General features: G+C 36.5%; 18 protein-coding genes and 2 pseudogenes. 14 read left to right on the top strand and 6 right to left on the bottom strand.

The features are described from left to right. The first annotated feature begins 252 nt into the window (after positions 1-252). A complete protein-coding gene (locus tag EDD71_RS07520; protein ID WP_133628131.1) occupies positions 253-2,364 on the top strand; it encodes an alpha-amylase family protein in 2,112 nt (703 codons plus the stop codon). Between the two features lie 34 nt (positions 2,365-2,398). On the opposite strand, the gene EDD71_RS07515 is transcribed toward EDD71_RS07520, so the two are convergent. Further along, entirely contained in the window at positions 2,399-2,827 is a 429-nt protein-coding gene (locus EDD71_RS07515; RefSeq protein ID WP_166636388.1) for a DUF2935 domain-containing protein, read from the bottom strand. Between the two features lie 144 nt (positions 2,828-2,971). Between EDD71_RS07515 and EDD71_RS07510 the strand changes: the two genes are divergently transcribed. Then, positions 2,972-3,694 carry a glycerophosphodiester phosphodiesterase gene (locus tag EDD71_RS07510; protein WP_133628129.1) on the top strand — a complete coding sequence of 241 codons (723 nt, stop codon included), beginning with the start codon at positions 2,972-2,974 and terminating at the stop codon, positions 3,692-3,694. Positions 3,695-3,923: 229 nt separating this feature from the next. Continuing rightward, on the top strand, positions 3,924-4,121 hold the full coding sequence (locus tag EDD71_RS07505) for a hypothetical protein (protein WP_133628128.1): 198 nt from the start codon (positions 3,924-3,926) through the stop codon (positions 4,119-4,121). 27 nt (positions 4,122-4,148) lie between these two features. Here the strand turns inward: EDD71_RS07505 and EDD71_RS07500 are convergent, their stop codons facing one another. Beyond that, complete coding sequence (locus EDD71_RS07500; protein ID WP_133628127.1) at positions 4,149-4,895, bottom strand: ABC transporter permease; 747 nt, start codon at positions 4,893-4,895, stop codon at positions 4,149-4,151. Beyond that, positions 4,892-5,542, bottom strand: a complete 651-nt coding sequence (locus EDD71_RS07495; protein WP_133628126.1) for an ABC transporter ATP-binding protein — start codon at positions 5,540-5,542, stop codon at positions 4,892-4,894. Before EDD71_RS07495 ends, EDD71_RS07500 begins: the two co-directional genes overlap by 4 nt. Positions 5,543-6,144: 602 nt before the next feature. Between EDD71_RS07495 and EDD71_RS07490 the strand changes: the two are divergent. Beyond that, positions 6,145-6,249, top strand: a pseudogene (locus tag EDD71_RS07490) (type Z 30S ribosomal protein S14); the annotation flags it as partial. 94 nt (positions 6,250-6,343) lie between these two features. Next, positions 6,344-6,727 carry a desulfoferrodoxin gene (locus tag EDD71_RS07485; protein ID WP_133628125.1) on the top strand — a complete coding sequence of 128 codons (384 nt, stop codon included), beginning with the start codon at positions 6,344-6,346 and terminating at the stop codon, positions 6,725-6,727. 45 nt (positions 6,728-6,772) lie between these two features. On the opposite strand, the gene EDD71_RS07480 is transcribed toward EDD71_RS07485, so the two are convergent. Beyond that, the gene (locus EDD71_RS07480) at positions 6,773-7,597 is read right to left on the bottom strand and encodes an aminotransferase class IV (RefSeq protein WP_133628124.1); all 825 of its coding nucleotides are present in this window, start codon (positions 7,595-7,597) and stop codon (positions 6,773-6,775) included. A gap of 222 nt (positions 7,598-7,819) precedes the next feature. Here EDD71_RS07480 and EDD71_RS07475 point away from each other — a divergent pair, with 222 nt between their 5' ends. Together EDD71_RS07475 and EDD71_RS07470 are read left to right on the top strand one after the other, a co-directional pair. Then, entirely contained in the window at positions 7,820-8,965 is a 1,146-nt protein-coding gene (locus tag EDD71_RS07475; protein ID WP_133628123.1) for a THUMP domain-containing class I SAM-dependent RNA methyltransferase, read from the top strand. Between the two features lie 49 nt (positions 8,966-9,014). Next, positions 9,015-9,962: a phosphoglycerate dehydrogenase gene (locus tag EDD71_RS07470; protein WP_133628173.1), complete on the top strand. Its 948-nt coding sequence runs from the start codon at positions 9,015-9,017 to the stop codon at positions 9,960-9,962. 31 nt (positions 9,963-9,993) lie between these two features. Here EDD71_RS07470 and EDD71_RS07465 read toward each other — a convergent pair whose 3' ends face one another. Further along, positions 9,994-10,464 (bottom strand): hypothetical protein, encoded by a 471-nt coding sequence (locus EDD71_RS07465; RefSeq protein ID WP_133628122.1) that lies wholly within the window; start codon positions 10,462-10,464, stop codon positions 9,994-9,996. A 16-nt stretch (positions 10,465-10,480) separates the two neighbouring features. Further along, positions 10,481-10,924, bottom strand: a complete 444-nt coding sequence (locus EDD71_RS07460; protein ID WP_133628121.1) for a cell wall hydrolase — start codon at positions 10,922-10,924, stop codon at positions 10,481-10,483. Positions 10,925-11,180: 256 nt separating this feature from the next. Here EDD71_RS07460 and EDD71_RS07455 point away from each other — a divergent pair, with 256 nt between their 5' ends. The 7 genes and pseudogenes from EDD71_RS07455 to EDD71_RS07425 all read left to right on the top strand — a co-directional run bounded on the left by EDD71_RS07455 (position 11,181) and on the right by EDD71_RS07425 (position 17,457). Continuing rightward, entirely contained in the window at positions 11,181-12,071 is an 891-nt protein-coding gene (locus EDD71_RS07455) for an acyl-CoA dehydratase activase-related protein (protein ID WP_133628120.1), read from the top strand. A gap of 1 nt (position 12,072) precedes the next feature. Continuing rightward, positions 12,073-12,440 (top strand): annotated as a pseudogene (locus EDD71_RS15725) (2-hydroxyglutaryl-CoA dehydratase); the annotation flags it as partial. Positions 12,441-12,544: 104 nt separating this feature from the next. Beyond that, positions 12,545-13,501, top strand: coding sequence for an acyl-CoA dehydratase activase (locus EDD71_RS07445; RefSeq protein WP_133628119.1), 957 nt, complete (start codon positions 12,545-12,547; stop codon positions 13,499-13,501). 55 nt (positions 13,502-13,556) lie between these two features. After that, complete coding sequence (locus EDD71_RS07440; RefSeq protein ID WP_133628118.1) at positions 13,557-14,051, top strand: NUDIX domain-containing protein; 495 nt, start codon at positions 13,557-13,559, stop codon at positions 14,049-14,051. Positions 14,052-14,397: 346 nt separating this feature from the next. Then, entirely contained in the window at positions 14,398-15,543 is a 1,146-nt protein-coding gene (locus tag EDD71_RS07435) for a cysteine desulfurase family protein (protein WP_133628117.1), read from the top strand. Then, positions 15,540-16,697 (top strand): tRNA uracil 4-sulfurtransferase ThiI, encoded by a 1,158-nt coding sequence (gene thiI / locus EDD71_RS07430; protein WP_133628116.1) that lies wholly within the window; start codon positions 15,540-15,542, stop codon positions 16,695-16,697. Before EDD71_RS07435 ends, thiI begins: the two co-directional genes overlap by 4 nt. A 1-nt stretch (position 16,698) precedes the next feature. Then, positions 16,699-17,457 (top strand): ZIP family metal transporter, encoded by a 759-nt coding sequence (locus EDD71_RS07425; RefSeq protein WP_133628115.1) that lies wholly within the window; start codon positions 16,699-16,701, stop codon positions 17,455-17,457. Positions 17,458-17,831 lie beyond the last annotated feature (374 nt).

The following is a 17,831-nucleotide window of genomic DNA, read 5'->3' as shown; positions in this document are numbered from 1 at the left end:
TAACAACTAACGTATCTTATAACTCCATAATATAATAAAATATAAATTTTAGCAAATAGATTGTTTCAATAGCTTTTTACGGATAAAAGGAACTAATATATTGCTGATAATTCTCATATCAATATTATTGCAGATAAAATGCAGGAGATTAGTGACATCTGGTAGAATTTATATTATAATTAAACAATTATGAAATATTTGAAACGTAATAAACAAATTATCTTCCAAGTGTTTATGTAAGGAGGGAAAGAAATGACTGATACGAATCGAAGCAGGCTTTTAAGGCTGGCAAAAAGGCTTGGAGAAAGAATTCCTGAAGGGGAAAATATTAAATATGCAGTGCCTAAGATATGGAACACCTTTGGATATAACGGAAAAGAAGTAAAGTTTTCTTCAAATGGTACAATAAGGGTTAACCCCTATAGATTCTATTTTGAATGCATAAACAAAGCAATACTATCTAGCTATGATGAAAATATGGATTACAGCATATCATTATCAAGTATAATGGGTGTGGAAAACAAAAAAGAGGGGTATTTAGGAGGAGACTGGATAGCTCAAAGCTCAATATATGGACTTCAAATTAGAACGTCAACGTCCTGGGATCATGATGAGAGCGGTGAACTGGAGCTTATAAATGGATATGGAATGAGGGATACTGGAACCTTCATGAAAACGATTGCACTAATTCCCATGTTAAAAAAAATAGGTATAAATGTAATTTATATGCTTCCTGTTTCAAAGAGCAGCATGAAATTCAGAAAAGGGGAGATGGGTTCTCCTTATGCAGTAAAAAATTTCTTTGAACTGGATCCTAGTCTAAAGGATCCCATGCTTGGGGAGGACTTCAGCATAGATGATGAATTCGGAGCCTTCGTGGAAGCATGCCACATAATGGGGATGAGGGTTATAATAGATATTATACCTCGTACCTCTGCAAGGGACAGCGACCTGATACTTGATCATCCAGACTGGTTTTACTGGATAAAAATTGAAGAAGCTGAACATTATGCTCCACCGAGGGTTGGTGAAATCTCATCCATTAGCAAGCCCACAAATGAGAATTTGTCAATTATTTATGATTCGCTTGAGGTTAAAAAGCATCTTGAGAGGTTCTGTCAGTCGCCAGATAAGCTAAATCCTGAAAAATGGAACGACATAAGAAGACGCTGCAAGGAGGACAAATCCCTCGATTTTTTCAATTTAATACAGGAGGAAATGGGTATAACTACAGCCACTGCATTTTCAGACTGCATAAATGACCCTCAGCCGCCATGGAGCGACGTTACATTTCTGAAACTTTATATGGATTATCCTGTTGAATCGCAGAGATATGTTGAAGAAGGACAGGCACCTTATATATTATTTGACATAATCAAAGCCAACAAGTTTCAGGGAAGAGTTATAAATGAAGAGCTCTGGAACCTCATTGCCGATATAATTCCAAATTATCAGAGAAGGTTTGGAATAGATGGTGCCAGAATAGATATGGGGCATGCTCTTCCAGGCGATCTGGAGAAGATGATATTAAATAGACCCAGAGAAATAGATAGGGATTTTTGCTTCATTGCAGAAGTGCTGGAAAATGATGGTGCAGAAAAGGCAAAAGAAAGCGGGTACAATATGATAATAGGAAACTTATGGTGGTCAGAGCCGAGGATAAGTGAAGGAGAATTCCACAATACATTAAAACAAATGGTAGACCTCAAGGTACCGATATTCGCCTGTGCAGAAACCCCAGATTCTCCAAGAGCAGCTTCAAGAAAGGGAGGAATTAGGCTATCAAGACTGGCTGCAGTGTTGAATAACTTTCTTCCAAATGGCGTTCCTTTTATTAGTTCAGGGTTTGAAATCTATGAAATACAGCCAATGAATATAGGGCTTGACGCAACCTCCGAATCAAGATTTGTTCTTTCACCTGATGATCCGTTATATGGAAAGCTTGCCTTTTTTGACAGGTATGCACTTCACTGGATCGGTGAAAACAAAGATGAGATGTTGAATATCCTTGAGAAGGTTACAGCTGTAAGAAAAAGATTTTTAAATGCCATTACCGATAAAAATAGATATATTCCTGTTGCTTTTAAAGATAAATGGGGTATTGGCACCGCATTCGATATAAAAGGCGAGGAGAATGAAGGGGGAAGCATCATTTTAGTTATAGCCAATACTGACTTTGATAATAATCACACTATTACAGTTGACCTTTTGCCCTTTAACGAAAGAGGCATAAAAGTAGGAGAAAGGATTGAAATTCTATATTCACACCGGAATTTAAATGCAGCGGAAGCCTTCTCTCTTAACAGAGATGGGGATTTAATCGCTGAGTTTGAGCCAGGGGAAATAATGATTTTGAAAATGTAAAGAATAACGGCCGTTAAAATAAGGCCGTTATTCTTTATCTAAACTGTTTCAAAAGATCAGTGAAAAGTTTATACATAAAAGTTTGCTCTTCACCTATGTGCTGAAGAAGAGTCTGCCACACCATATCCTCCTTGCCATATTCTTTAACCTCTTGTAAAACTGACAGGCTCCGTTTGTCATATGCTAAAAATTCCTCAATAAGATCTCCAGTTTTGACAACATAGCTGCAGTGAATTTTTATACTATATGTTATCCGTTTTTTAAGTTCCATGGATTTGTTTTGGAGGCTTGAAAAGATTATATTGATTTCGTCGAGCTTATCAAGTATGTTTTTTGAAAGGTTTTTATTTGTTAGCTGAGCTACGGTTTTAACAAATACAGGATGTTCCTTTGAGATTTCTGTCCATAGGATTAATTCATTGAAAACACAAAGTAAATTGGTAATATGGACATAACAATACAAAATTAAACCCTCCCTGAAATAGGTACAATATAAATATATGCTTTTGAATGAAAAAAGTGAAAGTGAATGGAAGTGTTTTTGAAGGATTTTAGCAACTTTTGGAGAATATATTTTTCATAGAAAAAAGCTAATGGAGATGGTTGTATGGTGGTGAATTACGCCCATAGGGGTGCAAGCGGTTATTATCCTGAGAATACGATGATGGCCTTTGAAAAGGCAGTTGAGATGGGATGCACCGGTATTGAAACGGATGTTCATATGACCAGAGATGGTGTTTTAGTATTAATACACGATGAAATGGTTAACAGAACAACCAATGGCATCGGGTTTGTAAAGGATTATAATTATATCGATCTTTCAAAGCTTGATGCAGGATCATGGTTTTCCGGTGAATTTAAAGGTGCTAAAATTCCAACAGTTGAAGAACTGCTTTTGTTTGCAAAGGATAAGGATATAATTATTAATTTTGAAATAAAATCTGGAGTAATACAATATGAAAACATAGAGCAAAAATTGATAGAAACAATATATGAGCATAATATGGAGAATAGGGTTATATTGTCAAGCTTTAATCATTATTCTCTGGTGAAATGTAAGAAAATATCCGGCGAGATTAAAACGGGGATATTGTACTCAGAAGGCCTTTATAAGCCTGAACAGTATGCAAAAATGGTTGGGGCGGATGCACTTCATCCCCATTTTTATACATTAAACAGGGATATTGTAAAAAGAATAAAAAAAGAAGGTATACTTATTAATACTTATACTGTTAATGACGTTAGCTACATGAGATATTTCATTGAGCTTGGGATTGACGGAATAATTACAAATTATCCTGACAAGCTTAATAAAATAATTAGTGGATAATAATAAAAAATAAAATTAAAATAAAAGTTGCTTTAAAACGCAGCAGCTTTTATTTTTTTATAATCTTTGCCAGTTAAAAATAAAAGGCATAAAAAACGTACCTTTTCGGGAAAACTTATATGAGCAGGATTTTAATAAAGCGTTAGGTTTATAAACAAGTTAAACGAAAAGCCCTGTATAAAATTTTAGCTTTAACAAAAAATAAATGTGATAGAAAGGAAGGATTGTTATGGGAGAAAATTATGCAAGTAGAGAACAACTAAAGTTAGTTGGAACGAGCTGCCATGATTATGATCCGAGGGAAAGTCTTACATCCGGGGCTATGGTTAATTTGGGTAGAAGCTGTGAGACCTGTAATCACTGGACTGGAGCAAGATGCGATATTGATGTTTTTGACAAGGTTCTGATGGGGCTTGATCAAGAGTAAAAAATTCCTGTGTTTCACAGGAATTTTTTACTTTATAAGCTGCTTTCTATTGTTAAAGAATCTGGAATAGCTCAAATAGCAAGCTAAGAAGGATGCTATGGAAGTACAGGACAGCAACATAAAAGTTACCATTATCTGGTATTTTATAGCTTCTACAGGACTTGTACCTGCCAGTATCAGTCCTGTCATCATACCTGGCAGTGCCACAACACCAAGGGTTTTCATGGAGTCTATGGTTGGCTGCATTCCTGTTCGAATGCTGTCCCTTATTATCTCAATGGAAGAAGGAAGAATATCAGCACCGAGAGCCAGCTTGGTTTCTACTTCCATATATTTATTTTTAAAATCAGATGTAAGCTGTCTGTAGCATAATCCTATGGCTACCATTGCATTGCTTATTACCATGCCGCTTACAGGTATTATCTGATATGCTGAATAGCTTATAGTACCTGCAAGAACGAGAATTAAAATGGTTATAAAGGTTCCTGCTCCAATTGCAACATAGGAAATCCAGAGCGTGCCCTCAATGTTTCTGCCACGTTTTGCTGAATTTAAGGATGCATTGAACAGCATCACAAGAATGAGCATAGTTGTAAATATGGGGCTTTTAATCCCAAAAATCCAGTTTAATATGTATCCTACGACAATAAGCTGTATTATTGCCCTTAGGACGCCAACTATTATATCCTTTTCAAGTTTGAGCTTTTGAGAATATGAAAATATTATTGAAACCATCACAAGGGATGATGCCAACATAAGGGATGTAATTTTCATGCTTTCACCTCACTTACGGTTCCGCCTGCTATATGAATTCTTCTTGTTCCGAGCCTTTCTGCCTGTTCCTTGTTATGGGTAACCCATATAATTGTAACGCCCTCATTATTTAATTTGGTAATAATATTTTCGACTTTTAATGTGTTTTCCTCATCAAGTGCTGAAGTTATTTCATCCAGAAGAAGTATATCAGGCTTAAAAAGAAGTGTTCTTGCCAGAGAAACTCTCTGCTTTTCACCACCCGACAGGTTTTTAATATCTTTGTGGAGGATTTCTTCTTTTAAGTCAAGGTTTTTAAGTAAACTATGAATCATAGATTTATCAATATTTTTTCTGCGAATGTTAAAGGGGAAAACCATGTTTTCAAAAACTGTCCTTCCGAATAAATATGGTGTCTGGAAGCACAGGCTTATGTTTTGACGAAGTTCTACAGGGTTATATTCTTCCATGCTTTTACCCCTGTATACTATTCTTCCTTTTGTTGGGGATATAAGATTGTTTAAGAGTTTAAGCAATGTACTTTTTCCACTCCCAGAGGGCCCTGTAACGATTATAAAGTCACTTTCATTTACAGTCAAATTTACGTTTTTAAGTATTGTTTTATTTTCCCTTTGATAGCTAACTTTTTCAAGGTAAAGTATATTCATTATATCACTCCTTAAATAAGTCTTCGGGATTAGTTATGGATGACAGCATTTTATCAAGTAGATTAAAGAAAATAGTCCCTTCATTTGAATTAAGCTTAGAAATTATTTAATGAAAGTAAATTAATCCGTTGTTCCAGTTCAAGAACTAAAGCGGAGATAAAAAATATATGAAATTCACATAAAGCGGGCAACTGGAAGTTCTTGGCGAAGGGATGCAGAAAAATCCTAGAACTTTCGTTTGTTTGAGCAAGGCGAGTTTAACGAAAGTTCTTGATTTTTCAAATCCCGAGCCTTAGAACTTCATTGCTAAGCGTACTGGTGAATGAAATATATTTTTTATCGCAGCGTCGGCCTGTAGAAACTTTCTGCTTTCATTCCAATGGACTTTTCAGAGTAGCACAACGAATTAAATTGTAAAAAATTTTTTGATACATATTAATTCACACCTCGAATTATTTCTTTTATAAGAATATAATACATCTTTAAAAATGGAATCAATAGTTTTTTATGGAAAACATGACTTTAAGTACATATTGTAATTTCGTAGACTTCGAAAGGGGAAGTAAAGAAGATTTAAAATAATGGAATTTATTTCATAGAGCGGAAGGCCCCATGCTGTACTTAGTAAATTCGGAGTTTGCAGAATATGTTTTAGAGAACTTGTGTATAAGGGAGAAATACCGAGTTTAAAGAAATCGAGCTGGTAAACTTTAAATATGGTTTAAATATGAATTTATTTATGAAAATGACAAATATTATAGAAAGAGTAACTTATATTTAAAATGCGAGGAGGATTTATGAATGATTGAAGTAAAGCAGGTTTACAAATGTGAAGGATGCGGAGTGATAGTTGAAGTGCTACACGGAGGGGATGCAACTTTAATTTGCTGTGAAAAACCCATGGCAGTGCTTGATGAAAATTCAACTGATGCAGCAACTGAAAAGCATGTACCAGTTATTGAAAGGGTTGATGGTGGAGTTTTAGTTAAGGTTGGGAGCGTTGAGCATCCGATGCAGGACACTCATTACATCGAATGGATTGAGCTTCATGCGGGAAGCAGGATATACAGGCAGCATCTTAAACCCGGTGAAAAGCCGGAAGCTTTCTTTAAATTACAGGATAACGAAGAAATACAATATGCTAGGGAATACTGTAACCTTCACGGTCTCTGGAGAACAAAGTAAAAAAGATGCCCCTCTGATGAAAGTTTTCAAAAAGAGGGGCCATTTTTATTTGTGAGCATTTATGTAGTTTTCAATTTCAAAATCATATATATGCATAATGTTTAAAAGCAGATTATTGCGTGTATCCAAAGTAAAATTGTCAATTTTCGAAATGGGCAGTACCTTTGGCGAGGTGCCGCTTATGAAAGCTGCCTGAAAATCCTTAATCGAGTCTGAGGCTATAGGAGCTTCTACAACTTCTATACCATTTTTTCTGCATAGGTTAATTATTCTTTGTCTTGTGATGCCTGAGAGCACATCCTTTTCAGGTGCAGTCAAAATACTGCTTCCCTTTATAAAAAAGACGTTTGAACGGCTTCCCTCAGTTATGAATCCTTCATGGTTAACGAGAAGAGCTTCATAGCATCCTGTTTCATTTAAAACCCTGTTTACTTCGTCCCTTAAGCGCTGGTTAATTACCTTGGCATTTGGATTTTCTCTTACGGCTTTATAGAGTATTGTGTTTACACCTTTTTTATACATTTCCTTATCAGGATAACTGCTCTTTATAAAATAGAAATATTCGTCAGGGCTTTCAAAACCAAGATTGTTAATAACTATTTTAATGTTATAATTATCAACCTTATTTAACAGGATTGCCTTAACGATGTTATTTTTTATGTTTTCAAATGATATATTGAGATCATATCCCAGCAGTTTAGCTGAATTTGTAAGTCTGTCATAATGTTCCTCAAGGAAAAGGGGAATTCCTTCAATGATTCTTATTACTTCATAAATGGAAGGATGCTTATCGATATATTTTTCGTTGAATTCATTTACGCTATAAATTCTGCCATTAAATATAAAATAGTCTAATAAAGCCTCTGCCATAAAATCACCTCCAAAGATATTTTAATACTTTTTAGAAAATTAATCTATAGAAATAAACTTAATTAAAACGTTTTAAAAATAAATGGCTGAGGCAGCAAACAGGTTAAATCAAAGTGCTGTTGTGAGATATGTAAAGTATATTTGCCAACTTCATTATAGGATTATATAATGGAAATGCTGGAAAAAATAAAGAGAAAATAAGATTAAGAATGGAGAATGGATATGGACTATACTCTTATTGCAACGTCCACCTTTGGACTTGAATCTATTGTAGCCCAGGAGCTGAGGAACCTTGGGTATGATAATTTAAAGGTTGAAAATGGAAAAATAACTTTCACCGGGAATGAGATGGATATAGCTTTGTGCAATATATGGCTAAGGACAGCCGACAGGGTGTTGATAAAAATAGATGAATTCAGGGCGGAAACCTTTGAAGAGCTTTTTCAGAATACACTTAAGATAAATTGGGGTGAAATAATACCTCAAAATGGGAAAATGCATGTTGTTGGGAAGTCCGTCAAATCTACACTCTTCAGTGTATCCGACTGTCAGGCTATAGTAAAAAAGGCTATAGTAGAATCTATGAAAAGAAAATACAATGTCGACTGGTTTCCGGAGGATGGTCCTGTCTATAAAATAGAGGTTGCACTTCTAAAGGATATTGCTACTCTTACAATAGATACATCAGGACCAGGTCTTCATAAAAGGGGCTACAGGGAACTTGCAGGGGAGGCTCCCCTTAAGGAGACTCTGGCAGCAGCTTTGGTTCTTCTAAGCCGCTGGGACCCATCCAGGATACTGGCAGACCCATTCTGCGGTTCAGGAACCATAGCAATAGAAGCTGCACTTATAGGAAAAAATATTGCGCCTGGGCTCAATAGAAGCTTTGTGTCTGAGCATTGGCCTCAAATTCCCAAGGAGGTGTGGGAGGATATTAGAAGGGATGCAAGGAACAGAATAAATAAGGAAAAATTTAGAATACTGGCATCAGATATAGATGGAAGGATACTTAAAACTGCGAGAAAAAATGCTCTAAAGGCCGGGGTTGAAGAGTACATAGCCTTTCAAAAGCTTTCCGTGGAGGAGTTTAGCTCTAAAAAGAAATATGGATGTATAATATGCAACCCTCCCTATGGCGAAAGGCTTGGTGAAATAAAGGAGATAGAAAAGCTTTATAAAGAGATGGGGAGGGTTTTCTCAAAGCTTGAAAGCTGGTCATATTTTATTCTTACAGCTCATCCGGACTTTCAAAAACTTTTTGGAAGAAAGGCGGACAAAAATAGAAAGCTCTACAACGGAAGAATATTGTGCTATTACTATCAATATTATGGTCCCCTTCCTCCAAAGAGGAATTCCATTAATATATAATAGATAAAGATGACATACAATTATTATGATTAAAAATAAGAAAGGGGATATGGGAATGAAGGCTCTTTTTACATATGATTATGGTAAGGAGAAAATGGATAGACTTAGAAGTTTGGGGTATGATATTTTGGTGGTAAAAGAGGATGGATTGACATACAGCGATGAAATAGGGGATGCAGAGATTATGGTATGCTATAATCCATTTAAGACTCTGGATATTCAAAAAATGAGAAATTTGAAATGGATACAACTGTCAAGCGTTGGAATAGATCAAGTTCCCATTGAATACATTAAAAAGCAGGGAATAATACTTACCAATAACAGAGGAGGATACGGCATTCCAATTGGTGAATGGGTTGTATTAAAAATTCTGGAGCTTCTAAAACAAAGCTATAGTTTTTATAGAAATCAGCAGACAAAGATATGGAAGGTTAATACATCTTTATTAGAACTTTATGGAAAGACAGTAGGATTTATAGGGACAGGTAATATAGCTTTAGAATCGGCAAAGCGGCTTAAAGGTTTTGATGTTAGGCTTTTAGGGATAAACACCAGTGGAAGAACTGTTGGAGACTTGGATGAGTGCTTTAGTTTAGAAAAAATAGATGAAGTTTTGGGAAGATGCGATATCGTAGTTGTTACAATCCCGTATACTTCAAAGACACACAGGCTTATAAATAAAGATAGATTTAAGGCAATGAAGAGGGGCTCCTTTTTAATAAATGTTTCAAGAGGTGCCATTGTAGATGAGATTGAATTAATTAATAATTTAAAAAGTGGAAAAATAGGTGGAGCTGCCCTTGACGTTTTTGAACAGGAACCCCTATGTAGTGACAGCCCACTGTGGGATATGGATAACGTTATTATAACACCTCATAACTCATGGATTTCTGAAAAAAGAAACGATAGAAGGTTTGAAATAATTTATGAGAATATGAGAAGATACATAAACAACGAAGAGCTTAAAAACGTAATTGATTTTAAAAAGGGATATTAAAAAGACTGCATAATGCAGTCTTTTGTTAATATTAATCAAAAATATTAACAAATTTAATTGAGTATAGGTCACATACGACCCTTGCTCCTGATGGGTCCCTGAGGATGACGTAGCTGATGCCGACATCTGTTAATGTACCGGATCTATCTGTTAAAGTGTTTGTGCCTATGAGAAATTCAATTCTTACTCTCTTACCTATTTGAGTTCTTAAATAAGCCTGGAGATAAGCAATGTTTGTAAGTGGAGGTTCTATCGGATAAGGTTCCTCTGCTATTGGGCCATCCATAGGTCCTGTGTCAGTTCCAAGCATACCCGGCATCATGAAGGGAGCAGCACCTTCTGGAGCCATGTCAGGCATAGGTCCTGGTGTTGGAGGCTGCATATCCATATCTTCTATATTTCTTTCATCTTCAGGGGGACATCTGAACATTGGGGGGAAATAGTAGCCGGAAGTAGGCTGTTCAAAAACTGGCTCATTGTCATACTGGTTCTTCTTTGACATAAATAACCTCCTAAAATCATGTTTTAGCATATAAAGAAGTTGGATTATAGAAACAATGCTCCCTTATCCTGGTTACATAAATTCCAGTTCTGCTTGGTGGGAAATAGGTTCTGCAGATTGGGCCAAAGGGGTTGTAATACCATAAAGCAAGTTCTATTCCCGGGAGCTTGTTTCCAATAAGAGCCCAGTCAGCAATTTGATAGTGTAAAGGTTCTGCTGGAATATTAAAAATGTTTTGAGGATTTGGCTGGCCATAAACTGTAGTCATTGCACAGGTAAACTGTCTTGGCTGAAGAATTACTCGGCGCAGGTTCCCTTGACCTACCCTTGCATATTCACCATATCCTATATGAACTCTATTCATTACTACGGTGGCTACTGCTTTCATGCCTGCTTCGCCTTCTCCCTCAGCTTCACAGCGAATGAGCCTTGCCAAAAGTTCCCTTGCTGAAAGGGGCATGATTTCACCTCTTTATGACTCGATCAATATTAATATATACTTGATGACCATGAAATGTTCCAAAATAATATGGCTTTTTAAAAATTTTTAAAGGATGTAAGGTTATTGCGTCCTTTAAAGCCAAAATCAGCATAACAAGTTAATTTTAATATAAATAAAAGAATCAGGATAAAAGTTAAACCGATTCGTTTATGTATATTAATATTGTTATTTGGTCAGAATATATTAATGGAAAATTTTCATTACGGAGGTTGCCATGATTGTAGGTATTCCCAAAGGGCTGCTTTATTATAAATATAATCCTTTTTTTGAAACTTTTTTTAACGAACTTGGTGCTGAAACACTGCACTCAATGGATACAAGCAAGAATATACTTGACGATGGAGTAAAATACTGTGTAGATGAAGCATGCCTTCCTGTTAAAATTTTTCATGGTCATGTAGTGAATCTTAGGGGCAAATGTGACTTAATTTTGATTCCCAGAATTATGAGGATAAGGAAGAGAGAATTTATCTGTCCAAAGTTTTGTGGCCTTCCAGAGATGGTAATAAACAGTATACCCGATTTACCTTTAGTAACAAGAACCCCGATATATGCAGATTCGCCTAAAAGGCTTTATGAGTGGGCAGAGGAAGTTGGAAGAGCGATAACATCAAGTAGGAGAAGAATCGAAAAAGCATTTGAGTTGGCCATAAACAGGCAGAGAGAATATAAACACGGCATAAAAGATGAAGGATTTAAGATAAATATAGCTCTTGTCGGCCATCCATATAACATATATGACAACTATGTCAATATGAACCTGGTTAAAAAATTGAATAATCTTGGAGTAGGGGTTATTACCGAGGAAAACATAGACGACAGATTTATTGATGAGGAAGTTGCCAGACTTTTTAAAAGGCCTTTCTGGACATTTGCAAGGAATTCCTATGGATTTGCTTCCCATATGGCAAGAAACAAAAAGGTAAATGGAATAATATATATATCTTCCTTTGCATGTGGAATAGACTCAGTAATTACAGAACTAATTAAACAAAATATACCTGATATTCCTCTGCTGGTGCTGAAAATTGATGAACATACTGGAGAGGCGGGTTTTGACACGAGAATAGAAGCCTTTACCGATATGCTTGAAAGGAGATGTTAGCTTGGTAGTTGCTATTCCTCATCTTGGCAGTGTATACATTGCCGCAAAAGCTCTTTTTGAGGGTTTAGGGTAGATTATGTAATCCCTTCCCTGAATAACAGAGATGCGATTGAAATAGGTTCCCTCTATTCTCCTGAAGAAATATGCCTTCCGTTTAAAATTATGATTGGAAATTACATACATAGTATACAGCAAGGAGCGGATACGGTAATCATCACTGGAAGCTGTGGTCCATGTAGATTTGGAGAATACTGTGAATTTCAAATAAATATATTGAAAAAACTAGGATATCATGTAGACTTTGTTGTAGTGGATGCACCATCGGATATAGGCTTTGATGAACTAATCAGGAGGCTGAACAGAATTTCATACAAACCAATTATGACCCCTTGTTGTTGATGAGATGACTGGTGAAGCAGGGTATGTTACCAGAATTGAGGCATTTATAGATTTACTTGAAAGGAGAAGAAAAAATGTATTATCTGGGTGTTGATGTTGGCTCAGTGAGCACCGATGTAGTTTTGCTGGATGAAAGCATGAATGTAGTTGAGGGACTTTATTTAAGGACCAGAGGCAAACCGATTGCGGCAGTGCAGGAAGGGCTTAAGATGCTTAAGGATAAATATGGAGAAATAGAGATAGGGGCAGCGGGGACAACAGGAAGTGGAAGGCAGATTGCATCAGCACTTATAGGTGCTGACGCTGTAAAGAATGAAATAACGGCCCATGCTGTTGCAGCCCTTGAGATAGATAAGGATGTAAGGACAATAATAGAAATAGGGGGACAAGATTCAAAAATAATTATACTCAAAGATGGGGTAGTAAGCGACTTTGCAATGAATACGGTATGTGCCGCAGGAACAGGGTCCTTTCTTGACAGACAGGCTGAAAGGCTTGGTATAGGAATTGAAGATTTTGGGGAGTATGCTTTAAAATCTAAAAATCCTGTAAGGATTGCAGGAAGGTGTGCAGTTTTTGCTGAATCGGATATGATTCATAAGCAGCAGCTTGGATACAATCAGGAGGATATAATAGGAGGGCTCTGCGAGGCCCTTGTTAGAAACTACTTAAATAACGTTGCAAAAGGAAAGGATATAGAGCCAAAAATATTTTTCCAGGGCGGCGTTGCAGCAAACAGGGGAATGCGAACTGCCTTTGAAAGCGCTATAGGACATGAGATTTTCGTACCCAGGCATTATAATATGATGGGAGCAATAGGAGCTGCTATAATAGCAAGGGATGCAGCGGTCAAAAAAGGAAGTACTAATTTTAAAGGTCTTGTAATAGCAGAAAATAACTTTGTTTCAAAAAGCTTTGAATGCGAAGGATGTTCTAACCGATGTGAAGTTGTGAGGATTGAGGATAATAAAGAGACAGTAGGCTGCTTTGGGGACAGGTGCGGCAAGTGGAGCAATAAAATAGCTATTTGATTAAAATGAAAAGTATTTTTAAGTTTCGTGTAGAATATTAAAGGGGGGAAGTGGCTTGGATAGATTGATAGAAACTATTAGAAGAAGCAGCATTCAGAAGGTTGCTGCCATATGTTACATTGTTAAATATGGCAAAACACTCATGCTCGATAGAGTAAAGGAGCCGTTTTCAGGGTACCTGGTTGCACCCGGCGGAAAAAAGGAAAATAATGAGGACATTTTAAGCTGTATCAAAAGGGAAATGTATGAGGAAACGGGGATTGATATTAAAGAGCCGGAACTTAAGGTGGTAACGACTGAAATAGGGCCTGATAATTATAACTGGATATTGTATATATTTATATGTGATAAGTTTACCGGAGAGGTAAAGGAGAGCAATGAGGGAAAGCTTGTATGGGTAGATATAGATAGGTTAGATGAGGAAAGGTTAAATAAAATCGATAAGGACTTGCTTCCCTATGTTTTTTCGAATAAAAAATATTTAATATACCTTTCTTACGATGAACAGAAGAATTGCACAATTGAAAGTATTGAAGAACTGAATTTATAAAAGTTATATTATGACTTACCTTCAGGGGATATCAGCCCTGTGGTAAGTTTTTTTATTGTTATGTGTACGCTATAAATCGAATTTACATAACACCGCTTTAAAAACATTATATTCACTGCAACCTCCCAAGGAAGTTCAAATGCCTGAGATTTGAAAAACAAGAACTTTTGTAAATCTTCTCCTTCTCAAATAAACAAATTTCCTATGACATGTGAGTTGATTATTGATTATTTCATCACTTCAAAGTAAAAAATAAATTTATAAAAAATAATATAAACTATTGCAAAATGTATAGTATTTTATGCTAAAATAAATTTTTGTTAAGTTACTTTCAGGAGGGTATCAAATGAAATTAGTATATTTTGATAATAGTGCAACAACAAGACCACATAGGGAAGTTGTAAAGGAAGTATCTGACTGCATGGAAAACTATTTTGGGAATCCTTCGTCTGCCCACAGGCTGGGACTGGGGGCAGAAAAGAAAATGAAGCAGGCAAGGGAAAAGGTAGCAAGGCTGATAGGGGCATTACCACAGGAAATAATATTTACATCAGGTGGTAGTGAGGCAAACAATACAGCAATAAAAGGGGTTATAACGCCAGGGTGTCACATAATAACATCAAAGATTGAACACCCCAGCGTATTAAGGGTTCTGCAAAAACTTGAGAAAAGCGGTTATGAAGTTACATATTTAAGCGTTGACAGCAGAGGAATAATAAAGCTGGAAGAGCTTGAAAACTCCATCAAAGATAACACAAAGCTTGTTACCATAATGTACGTTAACAATGAAATAGGTTCAATTCAACCTGTAGATAAAATAGTAGAAATAGTTAGGAAAAAAAATAAAAGAGTTAAAGTGCATATAGATGCAGTGCAGGCCGCGGGAAAGATTCCAATAGATATTAAAAAACTGGATGTGGACCTTATGTCTTTAAGTGCCCATAAAATACACGGACCAAAGGGAGTTGGGGCGCTTTACGTTAGAAAGGGAATAAAACTTGAGCCACTTATACTTGGAGGAGGACAGGAGTGGGAGGTAAGGTCAGGAACGGAAAACCTTCCAGGAATTTCAGGCTTTGGCGTTGCAGCTGAAATAATATCGTCGAATTTAAACGAAAAGATAGAACATGTAAAAGGCATAAAAAAACACTTTATAGAGAGATTGAAGGAAATAGATAATATTGTTATAAACAGCCCCTATGATGATAACCATATTGGAAACATATTGAACGTTTCCTTTGAGGGAGTAAGGGGAGAGGTGCTGTTGCATGCTCTTGAGGATTATAATATATTTGTGTCAACGGGTTCAGCCTGTTCATCTAAAAAGGTTTCTGAAAAAAACTATGTCCTTCCATCCATAGGACTTAAGGAGTGCCATGTGGAGGGGGCAATACGATTTAGCTTTTCATATATTAATACTGTTGATGAGGTAGACTATACCATAGAGGCACTTAAGAAAAGTTTATCCTTTTTAAGGAGGTTAAAGAAATGAAAAAATTGCTTATAAAATTTTCAAGTGAAATTACACTTAAAGGGTTAAATAGAAAAAATTTTGAAGATGCCCTTGTTAAAAACATCAGGGAAAGAATCGGAAAGGAATACACTGTACAAAAAGGATCTGGAAGGCTTTTTATAGGCGACTGTTCCCATGAATTAATCGATAAGGTTACAAAGGTCTTTGGAGTACTTTCAGTTGCTCCTGCCGATGTGGTTGAAAAGGATATAGATAAAATAGGAGCAGCTGCGGTAGAGCAGTTAAAAGAAATTGAAGGAATTAAGACCTTTAAGGTTGAAAGTAAAAGAGCAGATAAAAACTTTCCTTTAAATTCCATGGAACTTTCAAGAAAAATTGGAGGAATTATTTTAAGGAATATTCCTGATATCAGAGTTGATGTTCATAATCCAGATGTAGTTGTAAACGTTGAGATAAGGGATATGGCATATGTATATTCAAAGGAATATAAAGGTGTGGCAGGTATGCCTTATAGAACGTCTGGAAAGGGAGTTTTACTTCTCTCAGGTGGAATAGACAGCCCCGTTGCAGGTTATATGATGGCTAAAAGAGGCCTTGAAATAATTTCGGTATACTACCACAGCCACCCGTATACCAGTGAGAGGGCAAAGGAGAAGGTGATAGATCTTGCAGGAAAGCTTGCTGAATATACAGGTTCTATGAAGTTGTACGTTATTCCATTTACAAAGATCCAGATGGAGATAATCGAAAAATGCAGGGAAGATGAACTTACAATTATAATGAGAAGGTTTATGATGAAGATAGCGGAGCAGATTGCCATAAATGAGGGCGCTCTTTCTATCATCACGGGAGAAAGCCTCGGCCAGGTTGCAAGTCAGACACTTGAAAGCATGTATGTTACAAACAGCGGCATATCGATGCCCGTATTCAGGCCCCTTGCGGGAATGGATAAGGTTGATATAATGGATATATCAAGACAGATAGGTACATATGATATTTCCATACTGCCCTACGAGGACTGCTGTACGATTTTCGTTCCAAAACATCCAAAAACGAAACCAAGGCTAAATGACATTGAAGCCTCGGAACAGGCCCTTGATAAGGAAGGCTTAATAAAGGAAGCAATTGAGGGGGCAGAAGTTATAAACGTTCAAATTGGAAGGGAGGAGTGACATGGGAATATTTGGGATAGGAGCTTTAGCCAGCCTTCTTGCAGGATTGTCAACCTCATTGGGAGCTATACCTGTATTTTTTACAAAAAAGGTGGATGAAAAATTTCTTGATTCTATTTTAGGATTCGCGGCAGGAGTAATGCTTGCGGCCACCTCCTTCAGTCTAATACTGCCTGCCATTGAAATGGGAGAGAATAAGCTCTTTACAGTTATAATCGTTTCTTTAGGGATAATCATTGGAGGAGTTTTTATTGATTTAATTGATAAAAACATACCCCATTTTCATACAATAGGCGGATATGAAGGAAGGAATTCAAGATTGTCAAAGCTAATGCTTTTTATTATTGCCATAACTATTCATAACTTCCCGGAAGGGCTTGCAGTTGGCGTAAGCTTTGGAGGAGGAAGTGTGAAGGATGGAATTGCTATTGCCGTTGGAATAGGACTTCAAAACATACCTGAAGGTTTTGCCGTAGCGCTGCCTCTTTTAGGGGGAGGAGCAAGTAAGAAGAAGGCATTTTTAATAACCCTTCTTACAGGCATAGTAGAGCCTGTTGGAGGAATTATAGGCGCTGGTATCGTTAGGATCGCAAGGCCAGTACTCCCATTTGCCCTGGCCTTTGCAGCAGGTGCAATGCTCTTTGTAATAAGTGACGAAATAATACCCGAAACCCACTCAAAGGCAACTGCAAGAAGCGCAACCTTTGGAGTTCTTATAGGGTTTGTAGTTATGATGATATTTGATGTGATGCTGGGTTGATCTAATAATTATTTTTTATGTGCAAATATAATTAAAAAAAGATTATAGTGTAAAAGATAAATATAGATTTTCATTTCTACAACGGGAATTCAAACGGATATGACCTGTTGTAGAATTTGAAAGATTTTTAATTTGGAGGTTAACAATGAGAGTAAATGTAGAGATGGACGTCTTGAATGCCATAAAGGAAGCTTTAAAAAGTAGAAACAAAAGTGCTGTAAGAATAGACCTTGGAGGTTTTGGATGAGGAGGGCCAACCTTTGATGTTGTTCTGGATGAACAAAGGGAAAACGATGAAGTATACGAATTAGACGGTGTAAAGTTTGTTGCAGATAAGGAGTTTTCATTCCTTATAGAAGGATTCGATATAGTAA

This window comes from Fonticella tunisiensis, from assembly GCF_004364155.1.
Taxonomy (GTDB): domain Bacteria; phylum Bacillota; class Clostridia; order Clostridiales; family Caloramatoraceae; genus Fonticella; species Fonticella tunisiensis.
The sequence above is the reverse complement of the archived record's forward strand: the minus strand, read 5'-3'. Positions and strand labels throughout refer to the sequence as shown.

What these genes read in the sequence shown, in the direction of transcription:
- EDD71_RS07520 (WP_133628131.1), top strand. Translation starts at nt 253, where the DNA reads ATGACTGATACGAATCGAAGCAGGCTTTTAAGGCTGGCAAAAAGGCTT.
- EDD71_RS07510 (WP_133628129.1), top strand. Translation starts at nt 2,972, where the DNA reads ATGGTGGTGAATTACGCCCATAGGGGTGCAAGCGGTTATTATCCTGAG.
- EDD71_RS07505 (WP_133628128.1), top strand. Translation starts at nt 3,924, where the DNA reads ATGGGAGAAAATTATGCAAGTAGAGAACAACTAAAGTTAGTTGGAACG.
- EDD71_RS07500 (WP_133628127.1), bottom strand. Translation starts at nt 4,895, where the DNA reads ATGAAAATTACATCCCTTATGTTGGCATCATCCCTTGTGATGGTTTCA.
- EDD71_RS07495 (WP_133628126.1), bottom strand. Translation starts at nt 5,542, where the DNA reads ATGAATATACTTTACCTTGAAAAAGTTAGCTATCAAAGGGAAAATAAA.
- EDD71_RS07485 (WP_133628125.1), top strand. Translation starts at nt 6,344, where the DNA reads ATGATTGAAGTAAAGCAGGTTTACAAATGTGAAGGATGCGGAGTGATA.
- EDD71_RS07480 (WP_133628124.1), bottom strand. Translation starts at nt 7,597, where the DNA reads ATGGCAGAGGCTTTATTAGACTATTTTATATTTAATGGCAGAATTTAT.
- EDD71_RS07475 (WP_133628123.1), top strand. Translation starts at nt 7,820, where the DNA reads ATGGACTATACTCTTATTGCAACGTCCACCTTTGGACTTGAATCTATT.
- EDD71_RS07470 (WP_133628173.1), top strand. Translation starts at nt 9,015, where the DNA reads ATGGGAATGAAGGCTCTTTTTACATATGATTATGGTAAGGAGAAAATG.
- EDD71_RS07465 (WP_133628122.1), bottom strand. Translation starts at nt 10,464, where the DNA reads ATGTCAAAGAAGAACCAGTATGACAATGAGCCAGTTTTTGAACAGCCT.
- EDD71_RS07460 (WP_133628121.1), bottom strand. Translation starts at nt 10,924, where the DNA reads ATGCCCCTTTCAGCAAGGGAACTTTTGGCAAGGCTCATTCGCTGTGAA.
- EDD71_RS07455 (WP_133628120.1), top strand. Translation starts at nt 11,181, where the DNA reads ATGATTGTAGGTATTCCCAAAGGGCTGCTTTATTATAAATATAATCCT.
- EDD71_RS07445 (WP_133628119.1), top strand. Translation starts at nt 12,545, where the DNA reads ATGTATTATCTGGGTGTTGATGTTGGCTCAGTGAGCACCGATGTAGTT.
- EDD71_RS07435 (WP_133628117.1), top strand. Translation starts at nt 14,398, where the DNA reads ATGAAATTAGTATATTTTGATAATAGTGCAACAACAAGACCACATAGG.
- thiI (WP_133628116.1), top strand. Translation starts at nt 15,540, where the DNA reads ATGAAAAAATTGCTTATAAAATTTTCAAGTGAAATTACACTTAAAGGG.
- EDD71_RS07425 (WP_133628115.1), top strand. Translation starts at nt 16,699, where the DNA reads ATGGGAATATTTGGGATAGGAGCTTTAGCCAGCCTTCTTGCAGGATTG.